This is a genomic window from Gilliamella sp. CG25, assembly GCF_046635705.1.
GTDB lineage: Bacteria > Pseudomonadota > Gammaproteobacteria > Enterobacterales > Orbaceae > Gilliamella > Gilliamella apicola_I.
The window spans coordinates 44,867-64,262 of record NZ_JBIDFJ010000004.1 but is presented as its reverse complement, the minus strand read 5'-3'; the positions used below and the strand labels follow the sequence as shown (position 1 = coordinate 64,262).

Sequence of the window (19,396 nt, the reverse complement as noted above, 5' to 3'; positions counted from 1 at the left end):
TCTTATTGATTTTGTAACTGGCTAATAAAGTTATCCGTTAATTGTTGTTTAATAACTTTGCGATCGATTGAAGAGACATATTCTTTTAATTGTGTCATTTGCAATCCAGCATAGCCACAAGGATTAATATAAGTAAAGGGAGTGAGATCCATATCAATATTTAAAGCAAGTCCATGCAATGTGCAACCACGTTGAATGTGCAAACCAAGTGAACAGATTTTTTTTGTATCAATATAGACGCCAGGTGCATCAGGTTTGGCATAGGCTATGATATCATAATTAGCTAAAGTTTGTATGATACTGTTTTCTAGATAACTGACCATATCACGAATGCCGAGTTTGGCTCTTTTTAAGTCAAACAAAATATACATGATTTGCTGACCGGGAGCATGGTAGGTGATTTGTCCACCTCGATCAGTTTGTACGACAGGAATATTGGTTTGTTTAAGTAAGTGTTCAGGTTTACCCACTTTACCTTGAGTAAAAACAGCATTATGTTCGACAAGCCAAATTTGATCTGGCGATTGATTATCACGACGTTGAGTATACTCATGCATAGCTTGATACGTTTGCATGTAAGGTTGTAGGTTCAAATCTTTGATAATGATGTCTTTCTTAGTCATGCTTGTTTTTTTCAATCTCTACGTTGCATTGCTTTAAAATTTACATTTATATATCAGATTTTACTATAGCTTGACAACCTATGCTTGAACAAGGTATAACCATATAAATAATTCTTTAGTTTTTCACTTCTTAAAAACTCTTTTATATCAATAGAATATGTGTTGAAAGTTATATTTATTGGAATAGTTGATTAATTTGATAGGAATTAACATTCTTTTCTAAACTCAGGTTTACTTTACTTTTTTTGTGAAAATGGCAGACTGATATTAGTAAAGCTCCATAGTGCAGAATTGAAGCTAATATATTTAGTTATGCTTTTGTGATAGCTAAGGATAGCAAAAACTGCATTTTTTTTAACAAAAAAGAGGTTTTTATATGTCGGACATGCAAATGAATGATATCGATCCATTTGAAACGCAAGATTGGCTTAAAAGTATCGAGTCAATTATCCGTGAAGAAGGTATCGAACGTGCTCAGTACATTATCGAACAAATAGTCAACAAAGCGAGAGATGGTGGTGTTCCACTACTTTTCGGTTCTTCAACAAGTAATTATATCAATACCATTCCAGTAGAAGAACAACCTGCTTATCCAGGGGACTGGGAGATTGAAAGGCGCATTCGTTCAATTGTTCGTTGGAATGCTATCATGATGGTATTACGAGCGTCTAAAAAGGATTTAGAGCTTGGCGGTCATATGGCTTCATTCCAATCGGCAGCCACTTTTTATGAAGTCTGTTTTAATCACTTCTTCCGCGCACGTAATGATAAAGATGGTGGGGATTTGGTCTACTTCCAAGGTCACATTTCACCGGGTATCTATTCTCGTGCTTTCATCGAAGGACGTTTGACTGAAGAACAATTAGATAATTTCCGTCAAGAAATTCATGGTAAAGGTTTACCGTCTTATCCACACCCTAAATTATTACCGGAATTTTGGCAATTCCCTACCGTATCAATGGGATTAGGGCCAGTAAGTGCTATTTATCAAGCTCGCTTCTTAAAATATTTAAATCATCGTGGATTAAAAGATACCTCTGAACAAACTGTGTACGCTTTCTTAGGTGATGGTGAAATGGATGAGCCAGAATCTAAAGGCGCAATTACGGTGGCAACCCGTGAAAAACTGGATAATTTAGTTTTCGTTGTCAACTGTAACTTGCAAAGACTTGATGGCCCAGTAACAGGTAATGGTAAGATTATTAACGAACTTGAAGGGATTTTTGCTGGCGCAGGTTGGAATGTTATTAAAGTGCTTTGGGGTGATCGTTGGGATAAATTATTACAAAAAGATAAATCAGGTAAATTGATTCGTTTAATGAACGAAACCCTTGACGGTGACTATCAAACTTTCAAATCAAAAGATGGTGCTTATGTGCGTGAGCATTTCTTTGGTAAATATCCTGAAACGGCTGAATTAGTAAAAGACATGAGCGATGAAGAAATTTTCAGACTCAACCGTGGTGGTCAAGATCCAGAGAAGATGTTTGCTGCATTTAGTCGTGCTAAAGAGACTAAAGATCGTCCTACCGTGATATTAGCACATACTATCAAAGGCTATGGTATGGGTGAAGCAGCTGAAGGTAAAAATATTGCTCACCAAGTGAAAAAAATGAATATGGACGGCGTTCGTCATGTTCGTGATTTCTTTAACATCCCGGTTAATGATGAATCACTTGAAAAATTACCTTACATTAAATTTGAAGAACATACACCAGAATATAAATATATTCATGAACGTCGCCAAGCATTACATGGTTATGTACCTTCACGATTAACTAAATTCTCAGGCACAGTGTCAATTCCACCGTTAAGTGAATTTGCACCACTTCTTGAAGAGCAATCAAAAGAAATTTCGACCACTATTGCTTTTGTTCGTGCGCTTAACATCATGCTTAAAGATAAAGATCTTGCACCACGTTTAGTGCCAATTTTAGCAGATGAAGCAAGAACATTTGGTATGGAAGGTTTATTCCGTCAAATTGGTATTTATAATCCACACGGTCAACAATATACGCCACAAGACAAAGAACAAGTGGCTTATTATCGTGAAGACGAAAAAGGGCAAATTCTACAAGAAGGTATTAATGAATGTGGTGCAACCGCTTCATGGCTTGCAGCCGCAACATCTTACAGTACCAACGACTTGCCAATGATTCCATTTTATATTTACTACTCAATGTTTGGTTTCCAACGTATCGGTGACTTAATGTGGGCTGCTGGGGATCAACAAGCACGTGGATTTATGATTGGTGGGACTTCAGGACGAACAACGTTAAATGGTGAAGGTCTACAACACCAAGACGGTCACAGTCATATTCAATCTTTAACCATTCCTAACTGTATTTCATATGATCCAGCTTACGCTTATGAAGTAGCAGTAATTATGCAAGATGGCTTACGCCGTATGTATGGTGAGCAAGAAAATGTTTACTATTACATTACCACATTGAATGAAAACTATGCACAACCTGCAATGCCAGAAGGTGTTGAAGACGGTATTCGTCGTGGTATCTATAAACTCGATACGGTTAAAGGTAAAAAAGGTAGTCCAACTGTTCAATTATTAGGTTCAGGGGCAATTTTACGTCATGTTCGTGAAGCGGCAGAAATTTTGGCTAAAGATTACGGCATTGGATCCGATGTATATAGTGTTACTTCGTTCACTGAATTGGCTCGTGAAGGTCAAGATTGTGAGCGTTATAACATGTTACATCCAAGTGAAAAACCAAAAGTACCTTATGTAACACAAATTATGAATAATAACCCAGCCGTGGTTTCAACAGACTATATGAAACTGTTTGCTGAGCAAATCCGTGCCTTTGTACCTGCTGAAAGTTACAGAGTACTGGGTACTGATGGTTTTGGTCGCAGTGATAGCCGTGAAAACTTACGCCATCATTTTGAAGTGGATGCATCTTATGTTGTTGTTGCAGCATTAGGTGAGCTTGCTAAACGTGGTGATATTAAAGCCAGCGTTGTTGATGAAGCGATTAAAAAGTTTGAAATCAATGCTGACAAATTAAACCCACGTATTGCATAAGAGGTAACCAACATGAGTATTGAAATTAAATTACCTGACATTGGCAGTGATGAAGTCGAAGTTACCGAAATCCTTGTAAAAGTGGGAGATAAGGTAGAAGTCGATCAATCATTATTAACGGTTGAAGGCGATAAAGCCTCAATGGAAATCCCTGCGCCACAAGCAGGGATCGTAAAATCTATCTCAGTCAAAGTCGGCGATAAAGTTAAAACTGGTGTCGATATTATGGTATTTGATACCGAGAATGGCGCAGAATCTGCGCCAGCTCAAGCAGAGTCTGCCCCGAAAGTCGATGTTGCTCCAGCGGCTGCAACCGTAAGTCAAACAGTCGATGTTAATGTGCCAGATATTGGCGGTGACGAAGTCGAAGTGACCGAAATTTTAGTGAAAGTCGGTGATACTATATCGGTAGATGATTCACTTATTACTGTTGAAGGCGATAAAGCCTCAATGGAAATACCTGCCTCTATCGCAGGTGTGGTTAAAACGATAACAGTTAAAGTTGGCGATAAAGTGAAGACAGGTTCCAAAATTATGGAATTTGAAACGGCATCCAGCAGTGCGCCAGCTAACGCTGCAACTGCAACGCCAGCGCCGACAGCACCAGAAAAATCAGCTTCAGTTGCTGCACCGGTGAGTAATGTTTCTACTCCTGCTGCAACGGCTTCTACAACGGCAAGTAATGATTTTGTTGAAAATGATGCATATGCACATGCAACACCTTCTGTTCGTCGTTTAGCGCGTGAATTTGGCGTGAATCTGGCTAAAGTATCACCAACAGGGCCTAAAAACCGAATCCTACGTGAAGATATTCAAGCTTACGTTAAAAATGCGGTGAAACAAGTTGAGAGTGGTACAGCAGGTGGAGCATTACCGGGATTATTACCATGGCCGAAAGTTGATTTTAGCAAATTTGGTGAAACTGAAACTTTACCATTAACTAAAATCCAAAAAGTGTCAGGTGCAAATTTACATCGTAACTGGGTCATGATTCCTCATGTTACTGAATTTGACGAAACCGATATTACGGATTTAGAAGCATTCCGTAAACAACAAAATGCCGAAGCAGAGAAGAAAAAACTTGATCTTAAGATCACGCCATTAGTGTTTATTATGAAAGCGGTGGCAAGTGCATTAACTGCTTATCCACGTTTTAATAGTTCATTATCGGAAGATGCGCAAACCTTGATTATCAAAAAATACATCAATATTGGTGTCGCAGTTGATACGCCAAACGGTTTAGTCGTACCGGTATTTAAAGATGTCAATAAAAAAGGCATCGTTGAGTTATCTCGTGAACTTGCCGAAATCTCGAAAAAAGCTCGTGAAGGTAAATTAACCGGTGCGGATATGCAAGGCGGATGTTTTACAATTTCAAGTTTAGGTGGTATTGGTACAACTTCATTTACCCCAATTGTGAATGCACCTGAAGTTGGTATTTTAGGGGTGTCACGCTCAAGTATGAAACCTGTTTGGAATGGTAAAGAGTTTACGCCACGTTTAATGTTACCTTTATCTCTGTCATTTGATCATCGTGTGATTGATGGTGCAGACGGTGCACGCTTCTTAAGCCATATTGTTAACGTCTTATCTGACTTACGTCGATTAGTGATGTAGTTTAGGAGAATAAATTATGAGTCAAGAAGTTAAAACACAAGTGGTGGTTTTAGGTGCTGGTCCAGCAGGTTATTCTGCTGCGTTCCGTGCCGCCGATCTTGGATTAGACGTAACGTTAGTTGAACGCTATTCTACATTGGGTGGCGTATGCTTAAATGTGGGATGTATTCCTTCTAAAGCACTTTTGCATGTAGCTAAAGTCATGGACGAAGCCAAATCACTGACAGAACATGGAATTCATTTTGGTACACCTAAACTTGAACTGGATAAAGTTCGAGGTTGGAAAGAGAAGGTCATTAATCAGTTAACTAATGGATTAGCAGGTATGGCTAAAATGCGTAAAGTCAATGTTATTCAGGGCGAAGCGCAATTTACCGGTAGTCATACTATGGATGTGACATCTGCAAAAGGTATTACTAAAATTACGTTTGATAATGCTATTATTGCAGCTGGGTCTCGACCAATTAAATTACCTTTTATTCCGCATGATGATCCTCGTATTTGGGATTCCACAGATGCGCTTGCTTTGACAACCATTCCTAAAAAATTATTATTAATGGGTGGGGGAATTATTGGGCTTGAAATGGGCACGGTTTATCATGCCTTAGGTTCAGAAGTCGATGTGGTTGAAATGTTTGATCAGGTCATTCCTGCTGCTGATAAAGATGTGATCAAAGTCTTTACTAAGCAAATTCAGGATAAATTCACCTTACGTCTTGAAACAAAAGTAACGACGGTTGAAGCAAAACATGATGCGATTTACGTCACTATGGAGAAAAAAGACGGAACCACTGAAACACACACTTATGATGCCGTATTAGTGGCAATTGGACGTTCGCCAAATGGAAAACTAATTAGTGCTGAAAAAGCCGGCGTGAACGTTACTGATCGTGGTTTTATTGAAGTCGATAAACAAATGCGCACCAATGTTCCACATATCTATGCTATAGGTGATATTGTTGGTCAACCAATGCTTGCGCACAAGGGCGTTCACGAAGGACATGTGGCTGCTGAAGTGATTGCGGGCAAAAAACACTATTTTGATCCAAAAACAATTCCTTCTATTGCTTATACTGAGCCAGAGGTTGCTTGGGTTGGTTTAACCGAAAAAGAAGCGAAAGAAAAGGGTATCGATTATGAAGTGTCTATCTTCCCATGGGCAGCATCTGGGCGAGCTATCGCATCGGATTGTTCACAAGGGATGACTAAGCTGATCTTCAATAAAGCAGATAATCGCCTTTTAGGTGGCGCAGTTGTTGGTGCTAATGGCGGTGAATTGCTTGGAGAGATTACCCTTGCGGTTGAAATGGGGTGTGATGCCGAAGATATTGCCTTAACTATTCATGCGCATCCAACACTTCATGAATCAATTGGACTTGCTGCTGAAATTTATGAAGGAACGGTAACTGATTTACCGAATCCGAAAGCAGTAAAAAAATAGTTTATATTCAGTCATTCTATCTATCTTAAAATTTATGCCGTCAATGATTGACGGCTTTTTTTTAATCACTCACTTTTGCAAAACATCCTTTCCCACTATAACTATAATATTTGGCATGATACGCAACAAACACCGATTCCCCTTTATTTAAAGTGAGTACTTCATGTTTTGTTGTCAATGTAATAGCGCCATCTGCACAAAATAGGATTTGAGGGCTGTTGACTTTTTCTTTTCTTAATTGAAGATCACTTTGAATGATTTCAAATTTAAAATCATTAACGGGAACAGGAAAATCAATTTTATTATGATTAATTAACGGATTAATTAGCAATTCACTAGCATCAATACTGCTAAAGTTCGTATTCGCTATTAATGCGTCAATATCAATAAACTTATGGGTTAAACCTGCTCTTAAAACATTATCTGAATTTGCCATCACTTCAAAACCGGTTCCCGATAAATAACAATGCGGTGTTTGGGCATGTAAAAACATCGCTTGAGATGGCTTGAGTTCAATCACATTTAAAATTAAAGGCATAAACAAACCAATATCGTTAGGATAATCTTTTACCAGTGTATGAATGGTTAAAAAAGGCTCTTGATTGAAACTTCTAGTACAGGCTAATAATTGATGAATAGCTTGTATTTTTTGGTCTGGTGAAAGATTCAACAAAAATTGAAAAAAGTGTTTCAGTTGTTTTGGATAAGGATTATGTTGTAATTGTATTAATTCATGGTTAAAGATAGGGATAGTTATTTGCGAAAAAAATGATAATATTTGCTCAATCGGTCGAAACGAATTCATGGCTTTAAATGGCGTGAGTGCATACAATAATTCTGGTTTATGATTGGGATCTTTAAAATTTCGGTTTGGTGAATGAAGATCGATACCTAATTTATTTTCTTTTTCAAAACCTTTTTGAGCATCAGCTTTAGTTGGATGAACCTGAACTGAAAGGGGTTTATTTGCTGCGAGTACTTTGAATAAATAGGGAAGAGTACCGAAAAGTTGATAAGTATTTTTACCCAAAATCTGCAATGGGTTTTGATTGATAAGCGCATTAAGATTTATCTTTTCGCCATTTAAACCGATAATCTTTGAACAACCCAGAGGATGTATACCCATCCATATTTCAGCCATCGGCTTTTGGCTTGGGTTTTTAATACCAAATAAAGTCGTAATACTATCGATACTTCCCCAATCATAATCTTTAACACAATTTTCAAGTTTCCATATCGTTTGCTTCATATTATCAACCTGTAAAAGAGTGAATGTGATGCGAATATTGATATTTAAGCTTATTCCTTCTTAATAAACGTTATTTAACAGTAAAATCTGTGCTTTAAACCGATCATTTAACATATTTTTAGTTATCTTTTCCTGTATTCATAAAAAGCGTTGAATAAAGTAAAGACCTTTTAACAAAGTAATCAATCAACTGAATTATAGTAACGACTAAGCAAATTTTTGAAAAGATTAAAAAGTGATTTTTGTGAAATGAATAACACTTTTTGAATGTCTGTGTTTAAAACAAAATTCTGAGATATTACACAGCATTATTAATAGTTGCAAGGATGAAAAAGTAGGGAAACTGTATTTTAAAGGCGATTAAGTATATAATGCCCCGCAAATTCATTTATTCACGATTAAAAATAGACTTTTATATGAAACCCTCAATTATCAGTAAGTTAGAAACTTTGCAAGAGCGCTACGAAGAGGTTCAAGCGTTATTGTCTGATGCCTCGGTGATTGCCGATCAAAATCGATTCCGTACTCTTTCTAAAGAATATGCGCAATTAACGGGTGTGGTGAAATGTTTTACAAGTTGGAAGCAGACTCAAGAAGATATTGAAACTGCTAAAATGATGCTTGCCGATCCTGAAATGAGTGAAATGGCTCAAGAAGAGTTAAATGAAGCGTTAAACCGTATCGAAGAGCAAGAAAAGCAGTTACAAGTTTTATTATTACCTAAAGATCCCAATGATGATTATAACTGCTTTGTTGAAGTTCGAGCTGGAACAGGTGGAGATGAAGCAGCAATATTCGCTGGCGATCTTGCAAGAATGTATACAAGATATGCAGAATCCCGTCATTGGCGAGTTGAAATTATGAGTGCCAATGAGGGTGAGCATGGTGGCTATAAAGAAGTCATTATGTTAGTCAGTGGCGACGGCGTTTATGGTAACTTAAAATTTGAATCGGGTGGTCATCGTGTGCAGCGTGTACCTGAAACAGAATCGCAAGGTCGTATTCATACATCTGCATGTACGGTTGCGGTGTTACCTGAAATTCCAGAAGCAGAAATGCCTGAAATTAATCCCGCTGACTTAAAAATTGACACTTATCGTTCGTCTGGGGCAGGGGGTCAGCACGTTAATACAACCGATTCAGCTATTCGTATTACGCATATTCCAACAGGAATTGTGGTTGAATGTCAGGATGAACGTTCTCAACATAAAAATAAAGCTAAAGCGATGTCGGTTTTAGCAGCACGAATCCAAGACGCTGAAACCCGAAAACGCCAACAAGAAGAGGCGTCGACCAGACGTAACCTTTTAGGTACTGGTGATCGTTCAGATCGTATTCGAACCTATAACTATCCACAAGGACGAGTAACAGATCATCGTATCAATTTGACGATTTATCGCTTAGATGAAGTTATGGAAGGCAAGTTAGAAATGTTGATTGATCCAATTGTACAAGAATATCAGGCAGACCAGCTTGCTGCATTATCGGAACAAGATGAATGACTTATTTAGAGTGGCTTAAATATGCATCTCAAACCTTAAGTGAAAGTGAAAGTCCCAAGCGTGATGCGGAAATACTATTGAGTTTTGTGACGCACAAAACACGAACATTTTTAATGGCGTTTAGTGAAACTTCATTATCAGACGATGAGTTAACGCGCCTCAATGCATATTTAGCTCGTCGGCAAGCGGGTGAACCGATTGCTTACATTACCGGGGAAAAAGAGTTTTGGTCTTTAAAATTTAATGTGTCGGACTGTACTTTGATTCCAAGACCAGATACCGAAAAATTAGTTGAGCTGGGATTAGAATACCTACCTAAAATTCCCTGTGAAGTTTTAGATCTTGGAACAGGTACAGGAGCCATAGCCATTGCTATGGCAACAGAACGCCGAGACTGTCTTTTTACTGCTGTTGAAAAAAATCGAGATGCGCTAATATTAGCTCAACAAAATGCGACACAAATCGGTGTAAATAATGTTTATTTTTTACAAGGTGATTGGTATAAACCACTCAAAACCCGTAAATTTTCGATGATAACATCCAACCCGCCTTATATTGAGCCAACAGATATTCATCTATCTCAAGGTGATGTTCGTTATGAGCCAAGAACAGCACTTGTGTCAGACGACGATGGACTTGCGGATATAAAGTTAATTGTCAAAGGGGCTACCAAACATCTGAATCAATATGGTTGGTTACTGATCGAGCATGGTTGGAAGCAAGGCTCTGCAGTACAAACGATTTTCAAACAACATGGATTTCAATTAGTTGAAACCTTCACAGACTATAGTGGCAATGATCGAGTGACGCTTGGTCGTTGGTTCAAACCTTAACTAGGAAACAATTTATGATGAAGCAAAAACAAGTAAAAGTCAGGGATATTACGGTCGCAAATGATCTTCCATTTGTGTTATTTGGTGGTATGAATGTGCTTGAATCACGTGATTTGGCAATGAAAATTTGCGAGCACTTTGTGACGGTCACGGATAAACTCAACATCCCTTATATTTTCAAAGCTTCGTTTGATAAAGCGAATCGTTCTTCTGTTCATTCCTATCGTGGCCCTGGTTTGGAAGAAGGTATGAAAATTTTTCAAGAATTAAAACAACAATTTGGCGTAAAAATCATTACTGATGTTCATACCGAACAACAGTGTCAACCCGTTGCCGATGTTGTTGACGTTATTCAATTACCGGCTTTTTTAGCCAGACAAACCGATCTCGTTGTGGCAATGGCGAAGACAGGTGCCGTCATTAACGTTAAAAAACCACAATTTGTTAGTCCCGGACAAATGGGCAATATAGTTGAAAAATTTGAGGAAGCAGGCAATGATCAAATCATTCTTTGTGATCGTGGTAGCTGCTTTGGTTATGATAATTTAGTGGTTGATATGCTTGGTTTTAATATCATGAAAAAAGCCAGCCATGGTTCACCAGTAATTTTTGATGTCACTCATGCCTTACAATGTCGTGATCCTATGGGAGCAGCATCCGGAGGACGTCGTGGACAAGTGACCGAACTTGCTCGTGCAGGCATGGCAGTGGGTATAGCAGGGCTATTTTTAGAATCACATCCTGATCCAAGTCATGCAAAATGTGATGGACCTTCAGCACTTCCATTAGCTAAACTTGAGCCATTTTTAAAACAGATGAAAGCTATTGATGAGCTAGTAAAAAGTTTTGATGAAATTAATACTGAAAATTAAAATTGATTGATGTGATTAAATCCCTATTAATAAATTAAATTTTATCAATAGGGTTTAATCTCAGTATTAGTAATAAGAATTTTTTGATTTTTCTTTTTTCCCCTCCCTATATTTTCATTTCTGACAAGCAAATTTATTTAAACATAGGATTTATAAATCTGAATGCGTTAAGCGATCGTATGGGTTAATTCAAAACTCTATTAATCTTTTCTTATTTTTTAATATAAAAAAAGTTGTGATATTTATCGAAAAATTAGAAAAAAAAAGGGGTGTTTTGGTGATTCGGATCACGATTTAACAACATTTAATTTGATAACCAAAATATGTTTATGCATTATAAAAACACCTTATTCACAGGAGTTTTAGATTAATTTAGTAAATTTAACCAATTGTTTGTACAGAAGATTGACATTAATTTTGTCGTATTTTATTGATTTTAGGTAGAAAATGATTTTTTGATCCATAAAGATAAGTTGTTAACGGACTAATCTGATCGTTGATTTAAAAAAGTCATTTCAAGGAAGCAGATATGAATTTTTATAACCCCCTATTAACCACTCGTTCACTCAGTCGTATCACTAAGCTCATTTTGTCTTGCTCCATTTTAATCAGTGCGTTGCCTGCACAAGCAGAATATACCCATCCCTTTGTTGAGGATGCTTCATTAACCGGTAATGTCTTTTTTTGGAATCGTGATCGGGAAAGAAAGAATGTCACTCAACATAAATATGAGAAAAACCTAAGGCATACTTCTTTCAATACCAATCTGGATTTTAAAACAGGTTATATAGCCGATATGTTTGCTTTAGAATTGGGCGGCTATGGTGCTTGGGAAGTCAGTAATGGTGGTAATGGTCATCCTAATGAAATCGGTTTTAGTGGTGCCAATAATCGTTGGGACGAAAATTGGAAAAAAGATATTAGTGGTCTTAGTTTCTATAAAGCCCAAATGAACTTCAAACTTGATGAACTATTTTGGCTCAAAGCGGGGTATATTCAACCGTCAGGACAAACGTTGCTTGCTCCACACTGGAGTTTATTACCAGGCACTTATCGAGGCGTTGAATTTGGTACAAAGCTTGATTTTGATTCTGCGGGGGTGTTATCTATGTCCTATATGTGGGCAGATAAATATAAAGCACCTTGGTATAAACGACTTTATGAATTTAGACAATGGCAAAAAGGAAGAAAGATCGATTACTTACATTCTGCTGGTTTAAAGTATGATTTTAAAAATAATGTCGTGCTAGAAGGCGCATTTGGTCAATCCCATAACTATATGAATCAGTTTTTTGGTAAAGCGTCTTATCAATTAGATATTTTGGATAACCCGTTAACAATGAGTTATCAATTTTATGGTGCGAAAGATCAGTCTCATAAGGGGGCTAAAGTATATGATGGTTTAGCATGGTTACAAGCTGCGACGTTAGGTTATCAAATGGGGCCAGTAGGGTTACGTCTTGAAGGTGTAGCAGTTAAAGCAGAAGGTGAACAAGGATTCTTCTTACAACGAATGACGCCTGATTATGCTTCCTCAAATGGTCGTTTAGATGTCTGGTGGAATTCACGTTCAGATTTTAATGCCAATGGTGAAAAAGCATTATTTGCAGAAGTTACCTATGATTTAAGTCATCTATCACACTATTTATCTGGTTGGAGAACTGGCGCTTCGTATGCTTATGGCTGGGATGCTAAACCAAGTACTAATAAAGATTTTGACCAAAAAAGACGGTTGATTGAATCAGCTTATAACTTCGATTTAGGTTATACCGTACCACAAGGTTTTGCTAAAAACACCTCTTTCCAGTTACATTATACCAAATATAATAACCACTCAAAAATACCAAGCTGGAGTGAAGGTTATGGCAATATTTTCCAAGATGAACGAGATATCAAATTTATTGTTACCGTTCCATTCACTATATTTAATGCAAAACAAAAATAGGTAAAAAAATAATGAAAAAGCTTAAAACTGCAATACTTGCAACCTCGATAGCCTCTTTATTAAGTGTAGGCGTTACACAATCAGCTTATGCAAATCAAAAGACAGTTGATGTAATGAGTGCTCAACTTAATGTTAAATATACTGTTAATGATAATCAGGCAAATGATCATGGTATCAATTGTGCTACTTTAGGTGCGGATTGGGCTGCATGTAATAAAGTGACTATTTCGTTAACAAATAAAGGTTCAGCAATTAATGATAAAGATTGGGCAATTTATTTTAGTAGTATTCGTATGATTTTGTCCGTTGACAATGATCAGTTTAAAATTACACACCTAACAGGCGATCTTCATAAAATTGAGCCGACGGATAAATTTGTTGGTTTTCCTGCTAAAAGCACTATCGAAATTCCTATGATTGGTGAATATTGGATCTTGAGCGAAAGTGATATAATGCCTCGTTGGTATGTGACATCGACCAATGCAACCCCTAAAATTATAGCAAATACCAATACAGATTCTGATAATTTATCGGCATTTGTGTCGCCAATTAATCAACACTGGAAAAGAACGGCTGATGATCATAATATTTTAATGACACCCGTCAATCGTTTTCAATATAATGCCGATATTGAAAACTTATCGGCAGAAGCATTACGTGGGCAAATCTTGCCAACACCAAGTAAAATATCCATTGGAAATGAAGATATAACGCTCGATTCGCAAGGGGTAAATTTAGTTTTAAATGGATTAAATCAAGACAGTTTAGCTGTTATACAGACTGAATTTAAAGCATTAAATATCCCGATTACTCAACAAGGCTTTAAAATACAAGCAACAATCGAACCTCAACAATTTTCCCAAAAGCAAGCAGGGGCTTATCAGTTAGTAATCAACAAAGACAAAGCAACCATAACAGCTTATGATGAGACTGGAATTTTTTATGCGATCCAATCCATTTTATCGACAATTTATGTCGATCATTCTCATACCATTCCAACACTTAATGTCATTGACTCGCCTCGATTTGAATATCGTGGTGTCATGCTTGATATTGGCCGTAATTTTAAATCTAAACAGGCCATTTTGCGTTTATTAGATCAAATGGCAAAATATAAAATGAATAAATTTCATTTTCATTTAAGTGATGATGAAGGTTGGCGAATTGAGATCCCAGGATTACCAGAACTCACCGAAATTGGTAGTAAACGTTGCCATGATCTTACTGAACAAACTTGTTTACTTCCTCAATTAGGATCTGGCCCTGATAGTAATACATCTGGCTCGGGATATTTAAGTCGTCAAGACTATATTGAAATTATTAAATACGCTAAAGCACGGTTTATTGAGGTCATCCCAGAGATTGATATGCCTGCTCATGCTAGAGCGGCGATTGTCTCTATGGAAGCACGTTATAACCGTTTAATGAAAGAAGGTAAAGAACAGCAAGCGAACGAATTCCGTTTAGTTGACCCAACGGATACTTCTAACACGACAACTGTTCAATTTTATAATCGATTAAGTTATTTAAACCCTTGTCTTGACTCGTCTAAACGGTTTGTAAATAAGATTATTGATGAAATAGCTAGCATGCACATCGAGGCAGGCCAACCTTTGACAACTTGGCATTTTGGTGGTGATGAAGCTAAAAATATCCATTTAGGATCTGGCTACCAAGATTTACAGCTTAAAGAAAAAGTTGCTTTTAAAGGTATTATCGATCAAAGCAATGAAGACCATCCATGGGCTAAATCACAAGCATGCCAAGCTTTTATATCTAAGGGTATTGTCAAACAAATTGAACATCTACCAAGTTATTTTGCTGAGCAGGTTAGTACTATCATTAAGGAACATGGTATTGACCATATGCAGGCTTGGCAAGACGGCATGAAACATGCCGACAGTGCTAAATCTTTTGCTGTTGATAAAGTCACGGTGAACTTTTGGGATACTCTTTATTGGGGTGGGGCTGACTCAGTCAATGAATGGGCAAATAAAGGCTATCAAGTCATTATTTCGAATCCGGATTATGTCTATTTAGATATGCCATACGAAGTCAATCCTAAAGAAAGCGGTTATTATTGGGCTACACGTTACAATGATGAACGTAAAATATTTACTTTTGCGCCTGATAACTTACCTCAAAATGCTGAAACGTCGTTAGACCGCGACGGCAATCCATTCACCGCTAAAGGTACACTTAATTGGTCGGGCGCTTACGGATTATCTGCGCAAATTTGGACAGAAGATATTCGTAGCGATAATAAAATGGAATATATGGCATTTCCTCGTTTGCTAGCGGTGGCAGAAAGAGCGTGGCACCAAGCCGATTGGGAACTTAGTTATCAAAAAGATCGTGAATTCATACAAGGGAAAACACAGTATGTGGATCAACAAAAATTACGGCAAGATTGGGTACGTTTTGCTAACTTAGTTGGTCAGCGAGAATTAGCGAAATTGGATTTAATGGGAATAGATTATCGATTACCTATCCCAGGGGCTAAAATTGAGAACAATCAGCTCAATGCTAATATTGTTTTTCCGGGATTAATTATAGAATATTCGATGGATAATGGTAAAAATTGGCATCGCTATACTGATCCCGTGACAATTAAAAAAGGTGATGTTGTATCAGTACGTAGTCTTTCAGCTGATCGAAAAAGAATAAGCCGTATTGAGCAAGTTAACGAGTAATCGAAACAGTTTACCATTTTTATCCAATCACCATTGGATAAGAATGGTAAATAATTAGTTCAATGTTTCTAGGCTATTAATGTAACGTTTCATTGTCAAAGACGCTATCATCTAAAATATCGTCACTTCCGTCTTCAAAATAAGTGCCCCAACCGTCATAATTCACATTAAATTGGTGCGCCAACGTCATAATTTGGGCAATTTGTGCATTGATTAAATCAGCACTGAGGGGGCTTTCAGCGATGATATCAAAACCAATAATAACGTTACCAGAATCATCGACATCTTCATCAGGATCTGTTGCTTCATAACCTAATTTATAGGCTTCTACTGCAACTTTTTCAAGTTTATCAAAGTTTTCTGAAGAAATATGATGTTCTATCAAATACAGCGCATGGGGATCACTCCCATCTTCTAAAAGTTCATCAATAATTGATTGAGTATCTTGTTGGGCAAGCAGAATTTGATCTTTCATAATATACCTTTTAGTGGTCACGCAAATTGTGTGGTATATTACACGTTTAAAAATAATTTTCGAGAAAAAAGTGATCGTAGATTTGCATTCTCATACTATAGCCTCTGATGGTGTTCTATCACCAAGCGAGCTGGTTAAACGTGCTGTCGATAACCAAATTGACATATTAGCGATAACGGATCACGATACCATAAAAGGAATTCCTGAAGCGCAAAAGTTGATCTTAACTGAAAATCTTCCGGTTAAACTGGTGAGTGGAGTTGAAATATCAACCGCTTGGAAAAATAATGAAATTCATATTGTTGGATTGAATATTGATATTGAAAATCAACAATTATTAACATTGCTTCAAGCTCAAGAACAAGGTCGGATTGATCGCGCAATGGCAATTAGCCATAAATTGGCTAAGTTACATATTGATAACGCTTATGAACAAGCAAAGACTTTTTCAAAGGGGGATATTGTGTCTCGTGCACACTTTGCTCGATTTCTTGTTGCTCAAGGTTTGGTCAAAGATGTGAAAACGGCATTTAAAAAATATCTGGGAAAAAGTGGATATGCTTATGTACCAGCAAAATGGTGTAGTATTGAAGAGGCAATAGCGGCGATTCATGTGGCAGGTGGACTTGCAGTATTAGCGCATCCGACTCGTTATGATTTAACTGGCACTAAATTAAAATTATTAATTAATGATTTCAAAACTTGGGGTGGTGATGCCATTGAAGTTTCGCAAAGCCGACAAACACAAGATGACTTACAGCGATTAGCTAAATTAGCCAACGAATTTGAACTGCTTGCTTCGCAAGGTTCGGATTTTCATGATCTGGTTAACTATTTAGATTTAGGAAAAACGCCTCCTTTGCCAGGCAGTGTCACACCGATTTGGCATAATTGGAAACTAAATTAATATGGACTAAAATTGCTTTAAGTTAACATGCTATCAACCTTCATGATAGCCAATCTGACATTGTAAAAAGTGTTTTAAATTTAATATTAATATAGAAGAACATTATGAGCCAAACTTTTTATATTCATCCGGACAATCCTCAAAATCGATTATTAGAACAAGTTGTTAAAATCTTAAAAGAGGGTGGCGTTATCGCTTTTCCTACTGATTCCGGTTATTCATTAGGTTGCTTGCTTGATAATAAAAATGGTGTTGAGCGTATTTGTAAAATACGACAGCTTGATAAATATCATAATTTTACGTTGATGTGTCGAGATTTATCGGAATTATCTTCCTATGCAATGGTCGATAATATTACGTTTCGACTGTTAAAAAATAATACGCCCGGTAAATACGTTTTTATTCTACCTGCAAGTAAAGAAGTACCACGTCGCTTGATGAATGACAAACGAAAAACCATAGGGTTGCGTATACCGGACAACAAAATTGATTTAGCGTTACTGGATCTATTAGGGCAACCATTGATGACCACAACGTTAATTTTACCAAATGAAGAGGAAGCGCAATCCGATCCGGATGAAATTGAGGATAGAATTGGACATCTACTTGATGCTGTTGTCCATGGTGGTTATATAGGTCAACAACCTACAACCGTTATTGATTTAACAAATGATTACCCTGATATTATTCGTCAAGGAAGTGGTGATATAAAACCTTTTGAATCGTGATCAAATATTTCAAGAGCTCACTATTAAAAGCATCTGGATTATTTAATCATGGTAGCTATTTATTATGTGTTTTTGAAATATTGAAGTTCAAATTATGGATAATCTAAAGATTTTGTTTGGTAAACACTATCCATTTTTAAGTTAGTCAAGCTGAGCACTATCGTATTAATTGTAATGCTAGTAAAGCAATATGAGTAAACTGTCGTTTTTCACAAAACGAACAAAGATATAGTTAATCTGATACCTGTGAAGGTAGCGAGGAAAATATGAAAAAGGTAAATGACAATACTGAAAAGTTGCAAAAAGTGTTAGCTAATTTAGGTAATGGCTCACGTCGTGAAATTGAGGCGATGATAGCCGCAGGAAAAATTAGCGTTGACGGAAAAATTGCAACATTAGGTGATAGGGTTGATGTAAATGCTAACCCTAAAATTCGAATTAATGGACACTTAGTTCAGCTAAGAAGTAAAGAAAAAACGGTTTGTCGTGTATTAGCCTATTACAAACCTGAAGGGGAAATCTGTTCGCGAAGCGATCCTCAAGGGCGAGCAACGGTTTTTGCTCGATTACCGCGTTTAAAAAATGCCCGTTGGATTAATATTGGACGATTGGATATTAATACTTCCGGTTTACTCCTTTTTACCACAGATGGTGAATTGGCTAATCGATTAATGCATCCTCGTCATGAAATAGAACGTGAATATGCGGTACGTGTATTTGGAAATGTGACTGATCAGCAAGTTAATCAATTACGCAAAGGGGTGCAACTTGAAGATGGCCCAGCTTCTTTTAAATCTGTAAAAGCGCAAGGTGGTGATGGTTTAAATCAGTGGTTTAATGTCGTCATAACTGAAGGGCGTAACCGTGAAGTGCGACGAATGTGGGAAGCGATTGATGTACAAGTAAGCCGTTTGCTGCGTATTCGTTATGGCAATATAACCTTGCCTAAAGGTTTATCACGAGGAACTTGGATGGAGTTAAGTATTGATTCGGTTAATTATCTACGTGATATTGTCGGATTAGCAAAAGAATCCAAATCATTCATTGACGCCAAAACGGATAAACGTAGTTTCAGACCAAAAAGAACTAAACTTAACAACTTGTCAAAATCATCAAGACAAGCCACAGCCAAAAAACCAACACGAATCTAAAAACTAAATCACATCCTCAATAAAAAACATCAATTTATTGGGGATATGATGACATCTATCCAATTTTTCTTACATAGACAGTAAACCAATTATCATTAACTACATTGATTAAGTTGATAAACTTAATTTTAATTTATAAATTATTTGGTCACTCAATTGTGGTTTAGACCTTGTTATTGTTGTTGTAGATTTTCCAAATTTAGACTTAAATAACTTGAAATTAACAAATATAAATAAAGTAAAATGACTACGAAAACATTAACCGTCAAATGTTCACAATGAAGGTGTATTAAGCATATTTCATTAAGCTATGTACA

General features: G+C 36.9%; 14 protein-coding genes. 11 read left to right on the top strand and 3 right to left on the bottom strand.

Annotated features, from left to right (window positions below; all coding sequences use genetic code 11):
- Positions 1–2: 2 nt before the first annotated feature.
- The gene (gene lipB, locus ACGH6P_RS04480) at positions 3–623 is read right to left on the bottom strand and encodes a lipoyl(octanoyl) transferase LipB (protein WP_267352537.1); all 621 of its coding nucleotides are present in this window, start codon (positions 621–623) and stop codon (positions 3–5) included.
- Between the two features lie 376 nt (positions 624–999).
- Here lipB and aceE point away from each other — a divergent pair, with 376 nt between their 5' ends.
- Genes aceE through lpdA form a run of 3 tightly spaced genes read left to right on the top strand, consistent with a single transcriptional unit; the run spans position 1,000 to position 6,724 of the window.
- Positions 1,000–3,666, top strand: a complete 2,667-nt coding sequence (aceE, locus tag ACGH6P_RS04475) for a pyruvate dehydrogenase (acetyl-transferring), homodimeric type (protein WP_267352538.1) — start codon at positions 1,000–1,002, stop codon at positions 3,664–3,666.
- A 12-nt stretch (positions 3,667–3,678) separates the two neighbouring features.
- Positions 3,679–5,283: a pyruvate dehydrogenase complex dihydrolipoyllysine-residue acetyltransferase gene (aceF, locus tag ACGH6P_RS04470; protein ID WP_411590202.1), complete on the top strand. Its 1,605-nt coding sequence runs from the start codon at positions 3,679–3,681 to the stop codon at positions 5,281–5,283.
- 16 nt (positions 5,284–5,299) lie between these two features.
- On the top strand, positions 5,300–6,724 hold the full coding sequence (lpdA, locus tag ACGH6P_RS04465) for a dihydrolipoyl dehydrogenase (RefSeq protein WP_065559371.1): 1,425 nt from the start codon (positions 5,300–5,302) through the stop codon (positions 6,722–6,724).
- 61 nt (positions 6,725–6,785) lie between these two features.
- Here the strand turns inward: lpdA and manA are convergent, their stop codons facing one another.
- A complete protein-coding gene (gene manA / locus ACGH6P_RS04460) occupies positions 6,786–7,973 on the bottom strand; it encodes a mannose-6-phosphate isomerase, class I (protein ID WP_411596821.1) in 1,188 nt (395 codons plus the stop codon).
- A 416-nt stretch (positions 7,974–8,389) separates the two neighbouring features.
- On the opposite strand from manA, the gene prfA reads away from it, so the two are divergent.
- From prfA to ACGH6P_RS04435, 5 genes are all read left to right on the top strand, one after another.
- Complete coding sequence (gene prfA, locus ACGH6P_RS04455) at positions 8,390–9,475, top strand: peptide chain release factor 1 (RefSeq protein ID WP_267352540.1); 1,086 nt, start codon at positions 8,390–8,392, stop codon at positions 9,473–9,475.
- A complete protein-coding gene (gene prmC / locus ACGH6P_RS04450; RefSeq protein WP_267352541.1) occupies positions 9,472–10,308 on the top strand; it encodes a peptide chain release factor N(5)-glutamine methyltransferase in 837 nt (278 codons plus the stop codon). The genes prfA and prmC overlap by 4 nt, the downstream gene beginning before the upstream one ends.
- Positions 10,309–10,325: 17 nt before the next feature.
- A complete protein-coding gene (gene kdsA / locus ACGH6P_RS04445) occupies positions 10,326–11,180 on the top strand; it encodes a 3-deoxy-8-phosphooctulonate synthase (protein WP_324123836.1) in 855 nt (284 codons plus the stop codon).
- 529 nt (positions 11,181–11,709) lie between these two features.
- Complete coding sequence (locus tag ACGH6P_RS04440; protein WP_267352543.1) at positions 11,710–13,125, top strand: OprD family outer membrane porin; 1,416 nt, start codon at positions 11,710–11,712, stop codon at positions 13,123–13,125.
- An 11-nt stretch (positions 13,126–13,136) separates the two neighbouring features.
- Positions 13,137–15,818, top strand: a complete 2,682-nt coding sequence (locus tag ACGH6P_RS04435; RefSeq protein WP_411596819.1) for a beta-N-acetylhexosaminidase — start codon at positions 13,137–13,139, stop codon at positions 15,816–15,818.
- A gap of 76 nt (positions 15,819–15,894) precedes the next feature.
- Here ACGH6P_RS04435 and rraB read toward each other — a convergent pair whose 3' ends face one another.
- Positions 15,895–16,293: a ribonuclease E inhibitor RraB gene (gene rraB / locus ACGH6P_RS04430; RefSeq protein WP_267352545.1), complete on the bottom strand. Its 399-nt coding sequence runs from the start codon at positions 16,291–16,293 to the stop codon at positions 15,895–15,897.
- Positions 16,294–16,363: 70 nt separating this feature from the next.
- Between rraB and rnm the strand changes: the two genes are divergently transcribed.
- The 3 genes from rnm (at position 16,364) to rluB (ending at position 19,079) form a co-directional block, all read left to right on the top strand.
- Entirely contained in the window at positions 16,364–17,200 is an 837-nt protein-coding gene (gene rnm, locus ACGH6P_RS04425; RefSeq protein WP_267352546.1) for an RNase RNM, read from the top strand.
- Positions 17,201–17,304: 104 nt separating this feature from the next.
- Complete coding sequence (locus ACGH6P_RS04420; RefSeq protein ID WP_267352547.1) at positions 17,305–17,928, top strand: L-threonylcarbamoyladenylate synthase; 624 nt, start codon at positions 17,305–17,307, stop codon at positions 17,926–17,928.
- A 266-nt stretch (positions 17,929–18,194) separates the two neighbouring features.
- Positions 18,195–19,079, top strand: coding sequence for a 23S rRNA pseudouridine(2605) synthase RluB (rluB, locus tag ACGH6P_RS04415; RefSeq protein ID WP_267360285.1), 885 nt, complete (start codon positions 18,195–18,197; stop codon positions 19,077–19,079).
- Positions 19,080–19,396 lie beyond the last annotated feature (317 nt).